This window comes from Rhizocola hellebori (assembly GCF_016862955.1).
GTDB lineage: Bacteria > Actinomycetota > Actinomycetes > Mycobacteriales > Micromonosporaceae > Rhizocola > Rhizocola hellebori.
The window spans coordinates 47,005-67,816 of the sequence record NZ_BONY01000042.1 but is presented as its reverse complement, the minus strand read 5'-3'; the positions used below and the strand labels follow the sequence as shown (position 1 = coordinate 67,816).

The following is a 20,812-nucleotide window of genomic DNA, read 5'->3' as shown; positions in this document are numbered from 1 at the left end:
CGTGCGTTACCGGTCGGGCCAGAGAACGACGGCGCGGGCGGCGGCGTCGATAACCACCTCTGCGTCGATGGAGGTTTCGGTCTGTCCAATCTGGAAATGAGGCCACTCGCAGACAAAGGTCAGCGGACCCGGTGGCGGCAGCGGCCACACCCAATGCTGGAGGCTGTAGCCGCGGTTGCCGCCCCCGCCGCCCTCGGCAAGCATGATCGGCCCTACCGGCTCGGCATGCCAGGGATGGGCCCGGCCGGGAAGGTTGGTCACCTTGCCGCCGTCGGCGAATTGCAGCCCCAGGCGCAGCATCTCCGGCGGAATCGGCTCGCCTGGCTCGGCCATGTGGTGCAGGTTGGACATCAGGCGGCCGCGCCGGTCCGGCTCGCGCAGCACGATCTGCAGGCCGAAGGCGAAGCCGCTGGGATAGCACCACAGCCCGCTGAGGGCTATCGCCACCGCCTCGGTGCGGACCAGGACCTGCTCGACGGGGACCAGGCTGGGGAGGACATCTTCCGGCTTCATCCACGCCGGGCGGGCGGGCTCGGGCTGCGGCTCGGAGTCCCCGTGAAAGGCGATGCTGCTGAAGAACGCCATGGCCGGACCATCCCACACCCCCGGCAGCACCGCAACCGGGTTGCGGCCGTCCACAGTGGACAGTGGGCTTACTCCTGGTCGAGGCAGAGGCAGAACGGATGCCCGGCGGGGTCGAGGAGCACCCGCACGTGGTCTTGGGGCTGGGCCGAGGCGAGCGTGGCGCCGAGCGCGATCGCCTCGGCGACCGCCGAGTCGAGGTCGCCGACCTGAAAATCGAGATGCATCATCGGGCGCTGGGCCCCGCCGACCGGCGGCCAGACCGGCCGCTGATAGTCGGCCGTTTGCTGGAATACCATGTAAATGGATCCTTCGGGAGCGGCGAGGATGGCTGTTCCCGGCTCCTGGTGCCCGATCGGCCAGCCGAGGAGTTCGGAGTAGAACTTTGCCAGGGCACCTGGGTCGGGTGCTTCGATGGCGGTTCCCCACCACATACCCTTGGTCCGAGATCGCATTCTGGGCAGTCTGTCGCAGCGTGTCGGTCATGTCCAGTGATGTTTCGCCAATATTCTTGACTCATTCCAGAAAACGAGCAAGACTTCGGATTATGGGTCATGACCTTGGACGGCAGCAGGCGTTTTGCCGCCCCGCCCCGTGCGCGCCGCGAGTCGCAGGCCGCGGGACGGTTTCTTGGTCGACGCAGCCCAGGTTAGCTATTGGGGCACCTTGTCCCATTTGATCATTGAAACCCACATCTGATGCGTCTAATCCGCTAAGTCACGGAAGGAATCCAATGTCCGAGAACCACGATGCCGTCGTCCATGATGCGGAGGCGGGCAGCGAATCTCGCTGCCCGGTAGCACATGGGCGCGCGCCCCACCCGACACAGGGCGGAGGCAACCGTGGCTGGTGGCCGAACCAGCTCAATCTGAGGATTCTGGCCAAGAATCCAGCCGTGGCCAACCCGCTGGGGGAGGACTTCAACTACGCCGAGGCGTTCTCCCGCCTCGACCTGCCTGCGGTCAAGCGTGACATCGCGGAGGTGCTCACGACCTCGCAGGAGTGGTGGCCGGCCGACTACGGCAACTACGGCCCCTTCATGATCCGGATGGCCTGGCACAGCGCCGGCACCTACCGCATCAGCGACGGCCGTGGTGGAGCCGGTGCTGGGCAGCAGCGTTTCGCACCGCTCAACAGCTGGCCGGACAACGGCAACCTGGACAAGGCCCGCCGCCTGCTGTGGCCGGTGAAGAAGAAGTACGGCCAGAACCTTTCCTGGGCCGACCTGATGGTGCTCGCGGGCAACGTGGCGCTGGAGTCGATGGGCTTCAAGACATTTGGCTTCGCCGGTGGCCGCCCCGACGTCTGGGAGCCCGACGAGGACGTCTACTGGGGTCCGGAGACCACCTGGCTGGGCGACGCGCGCTACTCCGGTGACCGTGAGCTGGAGAACCCGCTCGCAGCGGTGCAGATGGGCCTGATCTACGTCAACCCGGAGGGCCCCAACGGCAACCCGGACCCGATCGCGGCGGCCCGCGACATCCGGGAAACGTTCCAGCGCATGGCAATGAACGACGAGGAGACGGTCGCGCTGATCGCCGGCGGTCACACCTTCGGCAAGACCCACGGCGCGGGCAACCCGGACAACGTCGGCCCGGAGCCCGAGGCGGCCCCGATCGAGGAGCAGGGCCTCGGCTGGAAGAACAGCTTCGGCACCGGCAAGGGCGGCGACACCATCACCAGTGGCCTCGAGGGCGCCTGGACCAACACGCCGACCGCGTGGGACAACAGCTTCTTCGACATCCTTTTCGGGTACGAGTGGGAGCTGTCCAAGAGCCCGGCCGGCGCGCACCAGTGGAAGCCGAAGGACGGCGCGGGAGCGGGCACGGTTCCCGATGCGCACGACCCGGCGAAGACCCATGCGCCGACGATGCTGACGACCGACCTGTCGCTTCGGTTCGACCCGGTCTACGAGCCGATCTCGCGGCGGTTCCACGCCAACCCGGACGAGTTCGCGGACGCCTTCGCCCGCGCGTGGTTCAAGCTGACCCACCGCGACATGGGCCCGATCGTTCGCTACCTGGGCCCTGAGGTTCCGTCCGAGACGCTGATCTGGCAGGACCCGATCCCGGCGGTGACGCACGAGCTCATCGACGCCCAGGACATCGCCGCGCTGAAGGCCCAGATCCTGGCCTCCGGCCTGACCGTGGCCCAGCTGGTCTCCACCGCGTGGGCTTCCGCGTCCACGTTCCGCGGCGGCGACAAGCGCGGCGGCGCCAACGGCGCCCGCATCCGCCTCGAGCCGCAGAGCGGCTGGGAGGTCAACGAACCCGACGAGCTGGCGGCGGTGCTGCGCAAGCTGGAGGGCATCCAGAACGAGTTCAACGCTTCTCAGGTGGGTGGGAAGAAGGTCTCGCTCGCCGACCTGATCGTGCTCGGCGGGTCGGCGGGCGTTGAGCAGGCCGCTCGCAACGCCGGACATTCGGTCGAGGTCCCGTTCACGCCGGGCCGCGCCGACGCGACTGCGGAGCAGACCGACGTGGAGTCGTTCGCTCCGCTCGAGCCCACCGCGGACGGGTTCCGTAACTATCTGGGCAAGGGTCACCGGTTGCCGGCCGAGTTCCTGCTCGTGGACAAGGCGAACCTGCTGACGCTGAGCGGGCCGGAAATGACGGCGCTGGTCGGTGGTTTGCGTGTGCTCGGCGCGAACTTCAAGCAGTCGCCGGTGGGCGCCTTCACCAAGACCCCGGGGTCGCTGACCAACGACTTCTTCGTGAACCTGCTCGATCTGGGCACGACCTGGAAGGCGACTTCCGGGGACGCGGAGACGTTCGAGGCGCACGACGACGCCACGGGCGAGGTGAAGTGGACCGGAAGCCGAGTGGACCTCGTCTTCGGTTCCAATTCGGAGCTGCGTGCGCTTGCCGAGGTCTACGCAAGCGACGACGCGAAGAAGAAGTTCGCGAACGACTTCGTCGCCGCGTGGGTCAAGGTGATGAACCTCGACCGGTTCGATCTCGTGTAACTGCGATTCAGGAAAAGAGTCCAGGCCGGCCCGATTGGGCCGGCCTGGACGCGTTATAGAACCGTTACCTGACGTGTAAAGGATGACGGCCGTCAAAAGCGTGATGGGTTGTTAGCCCATAGCGGAGAGGCGGCCGGTGGTCGACTTCGGAGACTTCTATCTCAGCCGCAAGGACGCCGTCCTGCGGGCGGTGCTGGCTGCCACGGCCGACCGGGCCGGAGCGGAGGACGCGGTCGCGGAGGCTTTCGCCCGTGCCTACAGCCGCTGGGCGAAGGTGCGCGAGCACCCGAACCCGGCCGGATGGGTGGTGCTGACCGCGCTCAACGTGCGCCGGTCGTGGTGGCGGCGGTGGCGACGCGAGTTGCTCTCCGACGCTCCACCCGAGCCTCCGGCAAACGTGGCCGAAAACGGGCTCTCCGACCAGATGCGCTCGGCGGTGCTCGCACTTCCCAGACGCCAGCGCGAGGTGGTGGCGCTGCGCGTGCTGTGCGGGTTCGCCATCGACGAGGTGGGCGAGATTTTGGGCATCGCCCCGGCGACCGTCCACGTGCACCTGCATCGGGCTTTGGCGGCGCTGCGCAACGGATTGGGATTGGCGGCACAGCCCGCGGGCGCAGAGGGGAAGGCGGCGCGGTGACCGAAGACACGCAGGTATACGAGTTGGTCACGGCCGCATTCAGTGGCGACCGGATGACGGTTGCGCTCACCGAGATCGAGCGGCGCGCGCAGCGGCGGCGCGGGCTCTGGGTGCCGGCGATGGCCGGGCTGATCGTGGTGGTCATGCTGGTGGGCTTCTCGTGGTGGCAACGCTCGCACGGTACCCATATGACTGCATTGGACAGTCTTTCGGCGCAGTGTATGCGGCACTGGTCTCAGCTGCAGCCCGCACTTCCCGACAGCGTAAGCCATCGGCGTCCCGAGAGGATCTTCTCTATGGGTGCGGGCCCCAGCCGCATGGCGCGCATCTTCAGCAATGGCGAAGTCCTGCTGGAGTGCCTGCGCGAGGGCGACTCGGTCAAGGTGGGATCGATCTACTTCGACGGCGGCCAGAGCCCGTTCGGCTTGCCCGATAACAACCTGCGGTACTTCGGTCATTACGGCGAGCTGAGTTATCTGGTCGGGGACATGCCGAAGGGAAGCACCGCCGTGTCGGCCCGGCTGACCAACGGAGACATTGTGCAGGCGCAGGTGGTGGGCAACCTCTTCGCCCTCTGGCACCCGCACGCCTCGCTCGTCGGCGCGGTGCTCACCGCCTCCGGCCCGCTGGGCCCGACAGCCACCGCTGATCGTCCCACCAGCATCGGCGGCGTCCGCGATGACACCAGCCTGGACGAGACCTGCCGCAGCTGGATCGCCGACGAGTACAACGGCCACCCGGTCACCGGGCTGCGGTTGATCTACACGCGCGACTTGGCGGAGTACCAATTCCGGGCCTACGTCAGCGACTGGACGGTCGCGGACTGCAAGGCGGATCAAGGGCCGAATCCGGTTCTTAGCGTCGGTGCCTTGACGGCCACCGACAGGCCGTGGTCGCAGATGGAGCCGCTCGATTACAGCGCCACGGGCTCCGTTCCGCACATGTTCTACTTCGGGCGCGCGCCTGAGAACGCGACCCGGGTCGAGATGCACTTGGCAGACGGGACAGTGGTGGCGGCGGAGCTTGTGGGCGAATACTTCTGCGCCCTGGTCACCGATCGTCCACTGTCGACGGGGGTGAGGAAGGTGGTCGGTTATACGCCGACCACCGTCTTCACCCGCGAAGGTCTAGTCACCACGAGCAGGCCGCTGGGCTGATCAGTTCCGTTCGACGTAGGAGCCGTTGGGCTGGCGGTCGAAGATGATTACCTTGCGTTCCTGCTGCCCGCGCTGCGGCGCTATGCGGAACAGGAACATGACCGACTGGGTCACCGCGCTCAGCGTGCTCGCCTTGTTGTTCATGGCTTGCCTGCACAAGGCCTCGTTGTTGGCGCTGGGGAACATGATGCCGATCTCGAGCATGCCGCCCGCCGTCTGCCCCCTTGGCGGCGAGGCCAGCTGCGAACGTTTCGCCGTGGTGTCCACCCCCTTGTCCACGAGCCGGCCCTCGACCATCGTCAGGGTGGGCTCGCGTTCCATGGTGGGCCCGAAGAGGTTCTTGCCGGTCGCCTTGGCTTCCTTGCCGCGGGCCGGGGCGGAGGTTACTGAGGTCGCCTCGATCAGGATGCGGCTGCCGTCGCTGTAGACAATGCTGAAGTCGGGGGTACGGGTGCCCTGCGCAGCCTTGTGGGCAACCACTTTCTGCACGGTGAGGCGTACCACGCTGCCGTCGGCCTTGCGCACCACCGGCCCGCGGAAGTCGGCCGACAGCAGGTGTTCGATGAGCGCGATCTCGTTGGCCGAGGAGCGCAAGTGCATGATGTTCGGCTTGTCCTTGCCGGTGCGCTGGAACGCGGTGGCAAGCGAGTCGTCGGCGTCCTCCAGCCGGCCCTTCTTGGATGCCACATACTCTCTGGACCGCCTGACGTGCTCGTCCGGCGCGTGCCCCTGCCCGCGCGGCGGCTTCGCCGGCTTGGCCGCCGCCGCGGGCGCTTTCGGCACCGGCGTGACCTGAGGCGGACCCGAGTTGGCTGTCGGCGGCGTGCTCGCCTTCGGTTGGGGCAGTGTCTCTTCCGGCGGCGCGGCAGGACGCGTGGGCAGCGCCGCGACCGGCTCGCTCGGCGTGCCCGGCGTGCCCGGCTTGCCTTGCCCAACAGGCTTACGCGGCGTCTCCGCCGGCGCAGGTTTCCGCCGCTCCTGGAGGTAGGGATCGGGAATGGTGACGAAGCCGCGGCCGGCTGGTGCCTCGGGTTCCTTGGCGGGCTTGGGTTTGGCGGCCCGGTTGGGCCTGACCGTGACTCCCGGCGGCATCGTGACGCCCCGGTTCGCTGTGCCTCGGGTGTCCGGGGCGATGTAGGCCGGGGTCGGCTTGTACGGCTCGGGCGCCGGTCGCCTGGGCCGGTTGGTGAAGACCGCTCCGGCCATCTGATCCACGAGGGCGCCGGCATCGGAGCCGGCGTCGCCGAGCGCCAGATAGCCGAGGGTGCCGGCCGCGCCGCCGCGGATGTTGTCCAGGGTCCGGTTCCAGCGTTGCCACTTCTTCTCGATGACCGCGTCGTCATAGCCGTCGGCCGGGCCGGTGTACAACGAGCCGTCGGGCAGTTCCCGGTGGACGTTCTGCTCCGCCCGGTTTTTCAGCCGCTCCTGGTACCACACCCCGATAGTGGCGTCGAACTGCTTGAGCAACTCCTCTTTCGTGTTGGGGCAGCGCCAGAGGCCGTACTTGGAAAGGATCGGGAACAGGTCGGCCTCGTAGTAGTTCATATATTCGAAAAAGGCCGACGGCTTCATGCCGTAGCGCATTTTCACCACATGGAACAGGGTGTCCCACTCGGTCGCGCTCTCCGGCAGGGCCCGCTTTCTCGCGGGCGCCTGCGGCTTCTCCGGCACGGCTCAGCTCTCCGGGTCCACGACGATCGGGGTGGCCCCGTCGATGATGATGCGCTTGTCGACGTTGGGATCCTCGTTCTCCCCGGCCAGCAGCCGGGCGGCCAGCCGCACGTTCTCCAGCTCGGCCGAACGCGCGTCCGCCTGCGCCTGCTTGATGTCGATGGCCCGGTGCACGAGCTTGAAGTCCTCCAGGATCGGATGCGCGCCCGGCAGCGCCTCGATGTAAAGCGAATCGGTGGGCACCACCAGCTCGCCGTCGTCGGCCGCCCGTTCCCTTAGCCGCCGGTAGGTTTCGATGAGGCCCGGCAGGATCCGGTCGAACCTCGACTTCGACATGTGCTTGCGGATGCAGCAGACGTAGTCGGCGAACTCGTGCAATGTCCAGTCGGCCAGCCGATCCGGATCCTGCAGCCCGCTGAACGGGTCGTAGTAAGGGGTCAGCATGTAGTCGGTGAGCGCGTTCTCCTGCTTGAGCGGGAAAATCATATAGTTTCCCTTGTACCCCAACAGCGTGTCCAGATCGGCCACGTCCCCCAGCTTGTCGTACTGCAGGTTGCCGGCGTCGATCGCCACCTTCGCCACCAGCTTGTGTGGCTTGGTCCAGGTGGGCGGCAACGGAATGGCGTCCTGATCGACCTCGATCGAGTAGGTCTTCGTGCCGACCAGCCGCGGCACCTGCACGTCGCGCAGCCGGAAGTAGCGCTGGTCCGGTGGCTCGTGGGCCCAGATCGCCTGCATGTAGTACACGATGTTGGACTTCAGGTGCACCTGTAGGCGGGAGATCTGCGCGCGGCGGTTGAGGTGCTCGCCGAGTTGCTGGGCATAGGTCTGGGTCAGCTCGGTGAGGTTGCCGGTCTCGCGCTGCAACCGGTCGAGCGCATCGCGTTCGGCCTTCACCGCTCGCTCGTAGGCGTCGCGGGCGGCGTCCTCCATCACCTTCATCGCCTCGGGCGAAACGTCGTCCTCACCGTAGAAGGTTTCGGCCACCTCTTCGATGAAGCCTTCGTTCTCGTCGGCGTTGATGGCGTCGGCGCGGCGCTTGATGGACTTCTCCAGCGCGCGGTAGCGCCTTTCCATCTGCTTGCGGGTGGCGACGAGCTCCTCCTTGAGCTCGTCGACGACGCGCCGCTGCTGCTGCACGTTCTGGTAAAGCTCGCGCAGCGCCATCTCGTCGCCGACCACCTTGCTGGCGAGGTAGTTCATCGCGGGCAGGAAGGAGTCGTCGAGGATGACCCGGCGCAGAATCCAGTCGTGGGAGACGATCCAGTCTTCGTCTATTGTGGACGGTTTCGGGAACTCCTGTGCCACCAGCACCACCGGCTGCACCTTGTAGAGCTTCTCCTCGATCCGGTAGCGCCGCTGCAACTGGTAGAACAGATAGGTCACCGAGATCTCGTCGTTGGGGTTGGAGATCTCGCCGAATTCCTCGCCGGCGAATTCGGTGTAGTCCGAGACATTGACTTCGAGTGTTCGCTCGGCCTTGTATTCGGCGGCGGCCTTGAAGACCGACTCGCGGAACTCCTTCTTGGCCTCCGAGGATTCCTGCGCCGCATCGTGTCCGGCCGACACAGTGCCGGTCGCGTTGGCCACCCCGATGTTGAAGCCGCCACTGGCCGTGGTCTCGAAGTTGGTCTTCTGCTGTGCTTTGCGCACGATTTCGGTTTCGATGCGGGCGGTCTCGCTGCTCTCGGTGCGCCGGGTTTCCAGGCTGTTGAGCACTTCCCGCTCGGCCCGGTTGACGCGGGTGGTCAGTTTCTTGCTGTAGCGGCGGGATTCCTTGGGCGCCATGGGCACCGTCTTGACGAGTTCTCCCACTTGGTACGCGATAGGCGTCCACTTCTGCCGGAAGGTGGTCACCACACCGAAGTTCACGCTGCGGTCGTGCCCGTCCGCGGCGTAGACGTTGAACCGGTAGGGCTGCTTGAGCTGACTCTTCAACGCGGCCAGCAGCGAGTGCATGTGGTCGAACTCGTCCGGCTGAGCCAGCTGTGAGCGCGCGAACTCGATCATCCGTTCGCCCTGCGACCGCGCATTGGCGATGTATTTCTTCACGTCGTCCCAGTCGCCCAGCCCGAAGAGCCCGCCGAACGGGATGGCCTCCTCGATCTCCTCCTCGGTGATGTCGCCGTTGACCACGTCGGCCAGCTCCTGGATCTTGACATCCATCCCGGCGGCGACCAGCGCGCCATATTCGGCCGCGGTGATCTCGAAGGCGGCCGCGACGGCGGGCGGCGGGTTGACCACCGTCGCGCTGCCCGCGCTGAGGTTGAGGTCGAGGTTGAGGTGTGGCCCGGTGAAGGTGGACTCGGTCAGGTAGGCGTTGGGGTCCAGCCCCAGCTCGACGAACTGCTCGTAAAGCTGGCGGCCGGTGTCGAGCATGTTGGTGTCGAACAGCTCCTGCCACACCGGCTCGAAGGCGATGGTGAGCTTGGCGAAGTCGTAAACGGCCGGGGTGTCGGCCGGCCCGCCGCGCAACGTAAGCGAGTCCACCGCCCCCTGCACGTCGGAGACGCCCGGCCTTACCCCGTAAAGGACGCTCTGCTCGGGGGAGGTCATGGTGGCGGTGAGCCGCTGCACCAGATCGGAAATCTCGCCCGGCACCGGCTGGGGCGGCTGCGGCCCCGGATCCGGCTCCGGCTGCGGGTCCGGCTCGGGCACGGTTTCGTCCTCGGGCACGAGGATCTTGACACAATCGTTGACCGGAACCAGCTTGCGGCACCACCACATCGGGTCGATGCGCACCAACGGCGCGGTGAGCTTGGGCTTGCGCGGGTAGACGCGCCTGCCCAATTCGGCCTCGGGGATGTCGGAAAGGCCTGGCCCGTATTGGCTTCGCAGCCGGTCGAGCTCGTCATCGGGTATCACGGCGGAGGCCTGCGCCCGGCTGGCGGCGACCTCGGGCACCCCGTCGGAGACGGCTCGCGCCGTTGCGGCCTGAACAGTCTCGCCCGGACGCACCCGGCGCTGCGCGCTCGGCTCGGACAGCCCGGACAGGAAGGTCTCCAGCCGCGCGTCGACCTCCGTGCGCAACATGCGCCTGGTTTCCAGCTGCGCCACCAGGCGGCTGCGCTTGCCGGCCGCGAGCTGGGCCAGATCGGGGGAGGTGGGTCTGTCCTTTCGCACCGGACGGCGCGGCGGCAGGCCGGCCGCCTCAAGCTGCGCGTCCGGGATGCGGATGACGAAGGATTCGCGCGGCCCCGCATTGGAACGCGTCGCGGTGGCGAGCACGGTCGTGTCCGCGGTGTTCGGCCCGAGCACGGTGACCGTGATGTCCCAGCTGGTCTCCTCGGCTTCGGCGCCGGGTTCGGCCGGGATGGAAACCCCATCCGGGTAGTCGAGAACGAATCGGCCCCGCGCGTCGGTGGAGACCGACCCGAGCCGTCTGTGCCGTCCCTGCACCCGGCCACCGGTGCTGCGGGTGGCCGTCGCGGTGGCCACCACCACCAGCCCGGGTATCGCACGCTTGCTGGTAGCGGCCACCACCTGGCCCGAAATCACGCCCATAACCCCGCCTCTCCCGATTGCGAATGCCCACGAAGTTAGACGCGAATCACTGCGGGAGTGACCTTGATGACAGGAATTGGACTGTCGCGATAGGACGCTCAGTAGGAAAGCCGACAACGCAGAATGCGCGCAATAGCGATGCGTGTGGAATCTGGATGTTCCAGATTCCACACGCATCCGCTATTGCGCGCATCCGTGGGTGGGAAACCTAGCGCTGCATCGGAAGTGGCTCGCCCAGCGGCTGTGAGCCGGATTCCTCGGCCGGTTCGGGCTGACCGGTCTCGCCCTGCTTGGCCGCCTTGCGCTCCTTGCGTCCGATGAAGATCGAGTACAGGGTGGGTACCACGATCAGCGTCAGCACGGTCGAGCTGAGCAGACCGCCGATGACGACGACCGCCAGCGGCTGGGAGATGAAACCGCCCTGGCCGGTGATGCCCAGTGCCATGGGCAGCAGGGCGAAGATGGTCGCCACCGCCGTCATCAGGATCGGGCGCAGCCGCCGCCGGCCGCCCTCGAGGATGGCCTCCTGGACCGATGCGCCCTGCTCGCGGTACTGGTTGATCAGGTCCACGAGCACGATCGCGTTGGTCACCACGATGCCGACCAGCATCAGTACCCCGATGAGGGCGGGCACACCCAGCGCGGTGTCGGTCACCAGCAGGGCGGCGATCGCCCCGGTCGCGGCGAACGGCACCGAGATGAGCAGGATTAGCGGCTGTACCAGGCTCTTGAAGGTGGCCGCCATGATCAGGAAGACGATCGCGATCGCGGCGAGCACGGCTAGCGCCAGGTTGCCGAAGGCGTCGGCCTGGTCGGCGCTGGCCCCGCCGAGGGTGTAGGTCGCCCCGTCGGGCAGGTCGAGCGCGGCCAGCTTGGTGGTCAGGTCGGCGGTCGTCTTACCCAGGTTGCTTCCGGTTGCCGTGCCGTTGACGGTGATGCTGCGCTCGCCGTCGATCCGGGTGACCTGAGTCGGCCCGTCCACCACGGCGATCGTGGCGATCTGGCCGAGGGTGATCGGCCCGGCCACCGGCAGCGCCTTGAGCTGGTCCACCGACGACGGCGCGGGAAGGCCGAACGTCAGCATCACCTGCTGGCGGCGACCGTCCAATGTGTATTGGCCGAGCGGCGCGCCCCGGAACAGGGCCGCCACCGATTGCGCCACCTGGGCTTCGGTGAGGCCGGCCGCGGTGGCCTTCTGCCGGTCGACGGTGACCTGTACCCGTGGGGCGCTCTTGGTCAGGTCGCTGGTGACGTCCTTGACATCGGGCACCTCGGAAACCGCTTGGCGGATCTGCTCGGTGGCGGTCTTCAGGGTCGCCTCGTCGTCGGCCTGCACGATGACCTGCAGCGCGCTGGCGGAGAACCCGCCGCCGCCCTGCCCGGCATCCACCTTGATCTCGCCGGCGCCGGTCAGCTTCTTCAGCTCGTCGCGCAGCGACGCCTGCATGTCCAGGGCTTTGGCGTCCTCGTCGAGGGTGATGCTGAAGGTGGCGACATTGCTGGCGCCGCCGAAGCCGAACCCGCCGCCGGCACCCGCGGTCACCTGATAGATGTCGACCCCGTCGGTCTTTTCCAGCACGGCTTCGACCTTCTTGGCGGCCTCATCGGTGGCGGCGAGGCTGGTGCCGGTCGGCATGGTCTGGGTGACGGTCAGCGTGGTTTCGCCGGACTGGTCGAAGAAGTTCGTCTTCAGCAGCCCCGCGCTGGCCATGGTCAGCATGAAGACGACGATCGCCCCGGTGATGGTCAGCCAGCGCCGCCGGGTCGCGAACTGCAGGATCGGCACGTAGACGCGCTGCAGCGGGCTGTTGCGCTCCTTGGCCTCGGCCGCGGCGCGCACCTGCTCCTGCGCGGCGCCGTTGGACGTCTTGAGGAACCAGTAGGCCAGCACCGGGATGACGGTCAGCGAAACCGCAAGCGAGGCAAGCAATGCCACCGTCACCGTGATGGCGAAGCTGGAGAACAGCTCGCCGACAATGCCACCGACAAGCGCGATCGGGGAGAAGACCGCGACAGTCGTCAGCGTCGACGCGGTGACCGCGCCGGCCACCTCCTTGACCGCGGTCAGGATCGCCTCCTGCCTGTCCTCGCCGTAACCGAGGTGCCGCTTGATGTTTTCCAGCACCACAATCGAGTCGTCGACCACCCGGCCGATCGCGATGGTCAGCGCGCCCAAGGTCAGCACGTTGAGCGAGTAGTCGCCGACCTGAAGCGCGATGAGCGCGACCACCACCGACAGCGGGATCGACACCGCGGTGACGATGGTGGAGCGGATCGACAGCAGGAACACGAGGATGACGATGACCGCCATGAGCAGGCCGAGCAGCCCCTCGGTGGTCAAGCCCTCAATCGACTTCTCCACGTAGGGCGCCTGGTCGAAGACCGGGGTCAGCTCAGCGCCGTCGCCGAGCTTCTCGCGCAGCTGCGGCAGCATGTCGGAGATTTCGTGCGAGATGCCGACCGCGTTGCCGTCGGGGGTCGCGAAGACGATGACGCCGAGGCTCGGCTTGCCGTTGGTGCGGGTGATCGCGGTGGCCGGGGCCAGCTGCTCGGCCACGGTCGCGACGCTGCCCAGCTGCACCGGCGCTCCGCTGGCGGGACGCAGCCACAGCTCGCGGATCTGGGCGACAGTGGTGATCGGCGTGCCGATGCTGACCGTGAGGCTCTTGTCCTCCTGCGGCACGGCGCCGGCCGGTATAGCGATTCCGTTGACCCGCAGCACATTCATCAGGTCGGGAACGGCCAGCCCGGCCGCGGCCAGCTTCGCCGGGTTGGGGGTGATCACCAGCTGCTGGTCGCGGTTGCCGGTCAGGCTCGCCTCGCGTACCCCCTCGATGCCTTGCAGGGCAGGGAGCACCTCCTTGGTGAGCTTGTCGGCCAGCTGCCGCTCTTCGCCGGTGTTGCTCGCACCGAGGATGACGACCGGGAAGTTGTCCGTCCGGAAGGCGAACACCTGCGGGTCGACGCCATCGGGCAGCGCGAGGCGGTTGAGCGCCTGGTCCATCTTCGAGGTGGCGCTGTCGAGCTCGGTACCGAAGGCGAACTCCACCTGAATGGTGGCCATGCCCTCGACGGAGGTGGACGTCATCCGCTCCAAGCCCGGGGTGCCCTGCAGCGCGCTCTCGATGGGCCCGGTCACCTGCGCGGCGACGACCTCGGGGGCCGCCCCCGGGTAGGGCGCGGAGACGAACGCCGCGGGGAAGTCGAGGGTGGGGAACAGCTGCTGCTTCAATTGAGGGATCACGAACAGGCCGAACGCGGTGACGATCACCGCGATCAGTGCGGTGAGCCCGCGGTTGGCGAGGCTCAGCCTTGAAAAGAACAACATCATTCGACTCCGGGGGTCAGGTTAGCCCAACACGGATAGTTTGCCTTAGCCTAATATTTCGGGTTACCCGGGGTAGTTGCTACGCTGACCCGGCGCGGGGCCGAGAATCCAGGAGCAGCGGTGACCAGCAGGGAAGCGCTAGTCGCGCGGATTATGGAAGGCCAGCGCCGGTTCCAGGAGGCCATGGCCCGTGACCGCGCGCACCCGTTCTTCTCCGCCAACCTGACCATGTCACAGCTGAAGATCCTCTTCGCGCTGCGGCTCAACGGTGCCTGCGGAGGGCAGGAGCTGGCCCAGACGATGGGGGTGAGCCTGGCCACCATGACCGGCATCATCGACCGGCTCGTCGCCAGCGACCACGTCAGCCGCCGCGAGGATCCCAAAGACCGCCGGGTCCGCCTCATCGAGCTGACTCCGCAGGCAGTCAAGCTGACCGACGAAATGATCATTCAGGGTGAGGAGTTCCAGCGCCAGCTGCTCAGCCGGCTCACCCTCGACGAGCTGGGCGTCATCGCCGATGCCACCGACATCATGCAACGGGCCCTGGCCGAAGACCAGAGCCCGTAACGGACGCGGGTTGAGCTTTCTACTCCGGACGATTACCGGGTAGCAGGATGCAGACCAGAGAACACGCGGTCGCCGACGAGGGTGCGGTGGTGACCGGACCCATGTTCGCGGCGCTGAAGGTGGCGCTGGCCGTGTTGGTCAGGGGCAGCAAGAGAAGGAACGAAGAGCAATAGATTTGCTTGGTACCGCCGGGTGCCAGCAGGAAGGTGCCGGCGGCGGTGACACAGCCGGGCGCCACCGAATCGTTGATGGTCACATTGAGCGCGTCGATCGGGCCGCTGTTGGTCACCGTGATGCGCCAGTAGGCGGTTCCGAGCAGGCCCAGCAACCCGGCCGGAGAGTTCTTCACCCATGGTCCCGGACCGCCTGGGCCGCAACGGGAAGCGCGGGTGTCAGCGCAGATCTCCTTATTGATGGTGACCTGCGGCCGGCAGGACTCGCCCGGCGCGATCGGCAGCGTCACCGTGTTGGAGGTCAGCTTGCCGCCGGGATCGTCGACGTTGCCCGTGTTGGAAATCGCCGTCACGGCGCAAGTGCTGCTGAGCGTGGTACGGAAGCAGACCTGCGGCGCATCGCCGGTGAAGTTGACGACCAGCGCGGGCTGGTTGCCCCCGCCGAAGTCGCTCGTGCTCAGCAGCACCAGCTGTGCGCTGACGGTGATGCTCGGCTCGGCGATGGCCGAAATCCCGGACAGGTCAAGGGTTCCGTCCGGCGCGAACGACGGCGTCGCGAGCACGTTCTGGTCGGGATCGGTGACGACGGCGGTGGACGCGCCGAGGTCGACGTTGCCCAGGGTGATGTTGGTCAGCTGCGCGTTGGTGTAGGTCTGCGAGTGAGCCGCGCCATCGCAGTAGAACGCGCCCGGGGTCAGCGTGACCGAGGCCCCGCTGCGGATGCACGGCGTGGCGCCGGTGGCCGGATCGACCGAGAACAGATAACCGGCATCGCCAAGGGCCAGCAGGCATTGTGTGGTCTCGTCGTAGGCGTAGCCATAGTCGCGGGTAGCGCCACCGTTGACGTTGGGATGGGTTTTGGGGAAAGGGAATCCGGCGCAGATTGCCGCGGCTGTCCAGTCATAGCAACCTGTTCCGCCGGCCAGGCCACCGCCCCAGAACGGGAAGTAGCTTTGCAGGTGGCCGTTGGGGGCGGTCACCGTCTCCGGGTTGAAGGTCAGCGCGCCATTGGCCACCGCGCCGAAACCCGTTGGGGCGGCTAGCGGATCCCCGGCGAGCGTGAAGCAGGTGACCGCGGGCGGGCCGCTGTTCACGGCCGGAACGCAGGCGCCATTGGCCACCCCGCCGGTGGTGTAGGAGGTGAAGGCGGCATAGGTGGTGCTGCCGGCGGGACCCGCGTTCTTGGCGGTGGCCCAGCCGGTGCAGGCGGCGCCGGTCGCGGGGTCGAAACAGCCGAGCCGAGCCGGGCCGCCGGCGGGCGATGAGGAGATGAAAACGAGTCCATTCGCGACAGTCAGCGAGCCTTGATAGTAACCACCGGGCGAGTTGTTGCTGGGCGGAACCACCGCCGCATAAGGCTGCCCCGCACACGGGGTCAGCGTTGACAGCTGCATGCACAGCACCTCGCCCAAGGCGGAGACGCCGTAGATGCTGCCGCCCACCTTGACGAAACCCTCCAGGCCGTGGACGCTCGGCGGTCCGGCCCGGTCGTCGAGCGCAACATAGCCGCAGTTGGCCCGGGCGGCCATGTCCAGGCATCCCACGCCGACCGTGGTGGCAGTGACCCCGGGGTAGTAGACGCGCTGCGGAGACTGCGGGTCGATGACATAGGAGGGCGTCAGCGTGCTCTGGATGTCACCGGTGCTGCCCGAGCCGAGCGGGCCCGCGGTGGTGTTCACCGGCCGTGGCCACGGGCCGCCCGCGCAGGGCTGGTTGGTGAGCAGGTTGATGCACACCACCTTGGGCGAGGCCGGGACGAGGTGGTGGTACATGTTCCACGATTCCACCGCGCCTTCGGGGCTGCGGTAGATCACGGGGGAGAAGCCGTCACCGCCGGTCGGCGTCGCCGTGGTCTGCACCGGCGGCAGCAGGAAGTGGGTGAGGTTGGTGCCGCCTGGGCGAGCGCTGGGGTTCGTGGCGCGCACCGCCGCGACGCCCGAGCCGGGTTCGGTGCCGACGAACGTGCTGCCGTCGGTGGACCAGGCGGGTGTCCATCCCGGCGGCACCGTCAGCGAGCCCGGAACGAAGCTCTGCCCGGCCAGCAGGGTGTCGGTGATGGTGGCAGGCCCGGGTGAGGTGCCGTTGCCGTAGGCGAGCACCCATTTGATGACGTCACCGTGATTGGCGGGGCTGGCGCCGGGCGAGGTGACGTTCTGGGCGGACTTCGTGATCGTGCTCGCCTGGGTCTGGTCCTGGGCGGATACGGGTGGTGCGCCCGCCAGCGCCAGTGCGGCGGTGAGGCCGGTGGCGATGATCGATATAGTTCGCATGGACGCCATAGGATCTCAAATCCGCGAATGATAGAAGATCTGAACACGTGAATACCCCTAACGGGGCAACGCCTTTCAATTCATCGATTCACGTGGCAATCGGACGCCGCGGGCGGCCGCAGGAGTATCGTGTCGCGGATGCGGCCGATTCCAGCCGATCCCGGGGTTTACCGGTTCCGTGATGCGCGCGGAAGGGCGCTCTACGTCGGGCGCGCGGTCAACCTCAAACGGCGGGTGGCCTCCTATTGGGGCGACCTGCGTGACCGCCGGCATCTGGCGGCCATGGTGCGCAAGGTTTCCCGGGTCGAGGTGGTGGCCTGCGACTCCGAGCACGAAGCGGCCTGGCTGGAGCGCAACATCTTGGAGCGGTCGATGCCGCCGTGGAACCGGGTGGCCGGCGGCGCGGAGTCGCCGATCTATCTGGAACTGACGACATCGCTTGCCGCGCCGGGCCTGCGGACCACCTTCCGGGTCGCCGCCGGAACACAGGGCTTCGGACCCTACCTGGGGGGAACCAAGGCACGGCTTGCCGTCTCGGCGCTGCACCGCCTGTATCCGTTGCCCTACACCGGCACCCGGCTCACCGGCGCGGAAAGGGACATGGCCCGAAAGCTGGCGGTCGGCCCGCAGCACCACGGCGACATGCTCGCGGCCGTGTCCGCGGTGCTGCATCGGGAAGCCTCGGCGGTGGCTGCCGCCCGCGCCGCGCTCGCGCAGCTTCGCGACGCCGCGTCGGCCGACCTCGCTTTCGAACGGGCGCAACGGCTGCACCTGGAGCTGGCCGCCCTGGAGTGGATTTGCGCCGCGCAGCAGGTCACCGTAACCCAGCCGGAGGACCTGGTCTTCTATGGCTGGGCGGAGGAAACGCTGGTGCGCTTCGAGGTCGTCGCCGGGCGGCTGTGCGACTGGCAGGTCCGCTCCTGCACCGCCCAGGCGGCGAAGGAGAAGGTGGCTCTCACCCCGCCGCACTGGGTTCGCTTCGCGCAACGCAACGCGGCTTTGGCCGCAGCGCTCAGAAAGGAATAAAGCCGCTAGTGCCCACGCGCGATCCAGGCCTGAAGGTCGGGTGCTTCGTCGCCGATGGTGGTGCTGTCGCCGTGTCCGGTGTAGACGGTGGTTTCCGGTGGCAGAACAAGCAAACGGTCGCGGATCGAGTCGATGATGGTGGGGAAGTCGCTGAACGACCGGCCGGTCGCCCCGGGCCCGCCGTGAAACAGCGTGTCTCCCGAGAAGAGCGCTGCCAGCCGCGGCAGGTAGAGGCAGACCGCACCGGGCGCGTGGCCCGGAGTGTGGATGATCTGACCGCTCACCCCGGCCACCTCGACCGTGTCGCCGTGCCCAAGGAAGCGATCGGGCTTGTGCTGCGGGTGCGTCATCTGCCACAGCTCCAGATCGTTGGAGTGCAGCCACACCGGCGCGCCGGTAAGCGCGGCCAGCGCCGGCGCGGCATCGATGTGGTCGTTGTGGGCGTGGGTGCACAGGATCGCCACCACGCGGCGGCCGTCCACCGCCGCGGCGATGGCTTGCGCGTCGTGGGCCGCATCGATGACCAGCACCTCGCTGTCGTCACCGATGAGCCAGACATTGTTGTCGACCTCCCAGGTGCCGCCGTCCAAACTGAACGTGCCCGAGGTGACCACCCGCTCTATACGCGCGCTCATAGCTCGACCACGGAGCGCAGCACTTCACCGCGGTGCATCTTGGCGAAGGCCTCCTCTATGTCGCCCAGGCCGATCCGCTCGGAGACGAAGGCATCGAGGTCTAGCCGTCCTTGTAGGTAAAGCGAAATCAGCATGGGGAAATCGCGTGACGGCAGACAGTCGCCGTACCAAGAGGATTTCAGTGCTCCGCCCCGGCCGAACACGTCAAGCAAGGGAAGCTCCAGCTTCATTTCTGGGGTGGGTACGCCGACCAGCACCACGGTGCCCGCCAAGTCCCTGGCGTAGAACGCCTGCCTGTACGTCTCCGGGCGGCCCACGGCCTCCACCACGACGTCGGCCCCGAACCCTCCGGTCAGCTCGCGGATCGCCTCCACCACATCGACATCGCCGGAGCGGACCGTGTGGGTGGCCCCGAGTTGCTTGGCCCAGTTGAGTTTCCGCTCATCGATGTCGACGCCGATGATGGTGGTGGCCCCGGCGAGCTTCGCCCCGGCGATGGCGGCGTTGCCCACTCCACCGCAGCCGATCACCGCGACGCTGTCGCCGCGGGTGACCGCGCCGGTGTTGAGCACCGCGCCGAGCCCGGCCATCACGCCGCAGCCGAGCAGCCCGGCTACGGCCGGTGCGGCGGCCGGGTCCACTTTGGTGCACTGGCCCGCGGCGACGAGGGTCTTCTCCGCGAAGGCCCCGATGCCCAGCGCCGGGGACAGCACGGTGCCGTCCTCGAGGGTCATCCTCTGCTGGGCGTTGTGCGTCGCGAAGCAGTACCACGGCTTGCCTTTGCGGCAGGCGCGGCAGTTGCCGCAGACGGCCCGCCAGTTGAGGATGACATAGTCGCCCGGCTCGACATCGGTCACTCCGGGCCCGACCGCCTCGACGATTCCGGCTGCCTCGTGACCGAGCAGGAAGGGGAAGTCGTCGTTGATGCCGCCCTCGCGGTAGTGCAGATCGGTGTGGCACACCCCGCATGCCTGCACCTTGACCAGCGCCTCGCCCGGCCCGGGATCGGGTACCAGGATCGTCTCGAGGCTGACCGGGGCGTTCTTGCTCCTGGCGACGACTCCGCTTACCTCATGAGCCACGATGGTCTCCTCCGCACATTGCTTGGTGTTGCTAGGGTCGGCTCCGGCTTGGTGCCGGGTCGACAAGGGAGTGTTATGGGCCGGGTGGAAGACTATCTCGACGGTCGCCTAAAAGGCAGCGCCATACCGCAGGACCTGCGACGCCTCGTCGAGCTGCAACTCGACGGGCTGCTGCACGGGCCGGACTCGGTGCAGCCCTTCGCCGAGGTGCGCGTGCTCGCACCCGGTGAGCTGCATTCGCTGCAGGATCCGCGCTATCGCGGGCACGACAACCCCGGGCAGGTCGCCAACGGCCGCGCCATGGACGAGGTGCTGGCGCACGCGGCTGTGGTGGTGGACGGCTTCAACGGCGACCTGTTCGGCTACTGGCTGCATCCCGACGAGCCGGCGACCGGCCGCCCGGCGATCCTGAAACTCGACACCGAGGGCCAGTTCGACACGCCGGAGGGGGCGACCCTGGTCGAGGCCATGGTCTTCGACTGGCTGGGTTACGACGAGGAAGAGGAAGCGGAGTACTTCGCCGAGATTGTGGAGTTCTGCGAGCGACACGGGCTCGAGCTTTCCGCCCGCAGCCGCGACCAGCTGGTCAAGCCACCGCTGGCGGTGGATCCGGTCCTGCTGCACGACCGCCTGTACCGCACCTACCAGCCGTTTACCCCGCGCCCCGAACCCGCGCAGGTGGACACCGGAGAGCACGCCGCGGCCGTGGTCGGCCTGGGCCTGGCCGACGAGCCGCTGCGGGGTTTGCTGGCACAGCTGGGCTTGCCCGAGCCGGAAGCCGCGGTGGCCGAGCTCGACACCGGGACGGGCGAGGTGCGCCTGCAGTCGCCATTGGCCAACGTGACCCTCACCTTCTACCTCGACGCCGCCAGCGGATGGTGGCTGTACTCGGCCAAGTACCGCCGGCCGACTCCCGAGCTGGCACTGGAACTGCCGCTGCCGTACGGGTTTTCGTTCGCCGACGATCGGCGCGCCACCCACGAGCGGTTCGGCCCGCCGAAGCACAGCGCGAGACTGCCCATCGATCGCTGGCAGTTCGGCGGGGTCGTCGGCTATGTCGCGTTCGAAGACGAGGCCGGGCTGCCCTCGTACCTGGAGTTCTGGCCCGCGAACGTGCCGAGACGCTCCTGACCCCATCTCTCGACGGACCACCTAGCGGTACATCTGGACCGCTGTGCGGCGTGCGTGTAATGTACGGCCTGCCTCACGAACCAG

General features: G+C 67.6%; 14 protein-coding genes. 6 read left to right on the top strand and 8 right to left on the bottom strand.

The genetic code is table 11. The features are described 5' to 3' along the window. Window positions 1–6: 6 nt before the first annotated feature. Together Rhe02_RS29790 and Rhe02_RS29785 are read right to left on the bottom strand one after the other, a co-directional pair. Window positions 7–639, bottom strand: coding sequence for a hypothetical protein (locus Rhe02_RS29790; protein ID WP_203911718.1), 633 nt, complete (start codon window positions 637–639; stop codon window positions 7–9). 14 nt (window positions 640–653) lie between these two features. Then, window positions 654–1,037 (bottom strand): VOC family protein, encoded by a 384-nt coding sequence (locus Rhe02_RS29785; RefSeq protein ID WP_239124130.1) that lies wholly within the window; start codon window positions 1,035–1,037, stop codon window positions 654–656. A gap of 278 nt (window positions 1,038–1,315) precedes the next feature. Between Rhe02_RS29785 and katG the strand changes: the two genes are divergently transcribed. From katG to Rhe02_RS29770, 3 genes are all read left to right on the top strand, one after another. After that, window positions 1,316–3,547, top strand: coding sequence for a catalase/peroxidase HPI (gene katG, locus Rhe02_RS29780; RefSeq protein WP_203911717.1), 2,232 nt, complete (start codon window positions 1,316–1,318; stop codon window positions 3,545–3,547). Between the two features lie 136 nt (window positions 3,548–3,683). Further along, window positions 3,684–4,184, top strand: coding sequence for an RNA polymerase sigma factor (locus Rhe02_RS29775; protein ID WP_239124129.1), 501 nt, complete (start codon window positions 3,684–3,686; stop codon window positions 4,182–4,184). Continuing rightward, window positions 4,181–5,341 (top strand): hypothetical protein, encoded by a 1,161-nt coding sequence (locus tag Rhe02_RS29770; protein WP_203911716.1) that lies wholly within the window; start codon window positions 4,181–4,183, stop codon window positions 5,339–5,341. Before Rhe02_RS29775 ends, Rhe02_RS29770 begins: the two co-directional genes overlap by 4 nt. Here the strand turns inward: Rhe02_RS29770 and Rhe02_RS29765 are convergent, their stop codons facing one another. The 3 genes from Rhe02_RS29765 to Rhe02_RS29755 form a co-directional block, all read right to left on the bottom strand. Then, on the bottom strand, window positions 5,342–7,012 hold the full coding sequence (locus tag Rhe02_RS29765) for a hypothetical protein (RefSeq protein ID WP_203911715.1): 1,671 nt from the start codon (window positions 7,010–7,012) through the stop codon (window positions 5,342–5,344). Window positions 7,013–7,015: 3 nt separating this feature from the next. Next, a complete protein-coding gene (locus Rhe02_RS29760) occupies window positions 7,016–10,516 on the bottom strand; it encodes a hypothetical protein (RefSeq protein ID WP_203911714.1) in 3,501 nt (1,166 codons plus the stop codon). Window positions 10,517–10,724: 208 nt separating this feature from the next. After that, on the bottom strand, window positions 10,725–13,844 hold the full coding sequence (locus Rhe02_RS29755) for an efflux RND transporter permease subunit (RefSeq protein ID WP_203911729.1): 3,120 nt from the start codon (window positions 13,842–13,844) through the stop codon (window positions 10,725–10,727). A 120-nt stretch (window positions 13,845–13,964) separates the two neighbouring features. Between Rhe02_RS29755 and Rhe02_RS29750 the strand changes: the two genes are divergently transcribed. After that, window positions 13,965–14,411 (top strand): MarR family winged helix-turn-helix transcriptional regulator, encoded by a 447-nt coding sequence (locus Rhe02_RS29750; protein WP_203911713.1) that lies wholly within the window; start codon window positions 13,965–13,967, stop codon window positions 14,409–14,411. Between the two features lie 19 nt (window positions 14,412–14,430). On the opposite strand, the gene Rhe02_RS29745 is transcribed toward Rhe02_RS29750, so the two are convergent. Continuing rightward, window positions 14,431–16,854 carry a DUF7617 domain-containing protein gene (locus tag Rhe02_RS29745; RefSeq protein WP_203911712.1) on the bottom strand — a complete coding sequence of 808 codons (2,424 nt, stop codon included), beginning with the start codon at window positions 16,852–16,854 and terminating at the stop codon, window positions 14,431–14,433. A gap of 138 nt (window positions 16,855–16,992) precedes the next feature. On the opposite strand from Rhe02_RS29745, the gene Rhe02_RS29740 reads away from it, so the two are divergent. Then, window positions 16,993–17,880, top strand: a complete 888-nt coding sequence (locus Rhe02_RS29740) for a GIY-YIG nuclease family protein (protein WP_203911711.1) — start codon at window positions 16,993–16,995, stop codon at window positions 17,878–17,880. Between the two features lie 5 nt (window positions 17,881–17,885). On the opposite strand, the gene Rhe02_RS29735 is transcribed toward Rhe02_RS29740, so the two are convergent. After that, complete coding sequence (locus tag Rhe02_RS29735; RefSeq protein WP_203911710.1) at window positions 17,886–18,515, bottom strand: MBL fold metallo-hydrolase; 630 nt, start codon at window positions 18,513–18,515, stop codon at window positions 17,886–17,888. Next, a complete protein-coding gene (locus Rhe02_RS29730) occupies window positions 18,512–19,597 on the bottom strand; it encodes an S-(hydroxymethyl)mycothiol dehydrogenase (RefSeq protein ID WP_203911709.1) in 1,086 nt (361 codons plus the stop codon). The genes Rhe02_RS29735 and Rhe02_RS29730 overlap by 4 nt, the downstream gene beginning before the upstream one ends. A gap of 75 nt (window positions 19,598–19,672) precedes the next feature. Here Rhe02_RS29730 and Rhe02_RS29725 point away from each other — a divergent pair, with 75 nt between their 5' ends. Next, entirely contained in the window at window positions 19,673–20,728 is a 1,056-nt protein-coding gene (locus Rhe02_RS29725; RefSeq protein WP_203911708.1) for a hypothetical protein, read from the top strand. Window positions 20,729–20,812 lie beyond the last annotated feature (84 nt).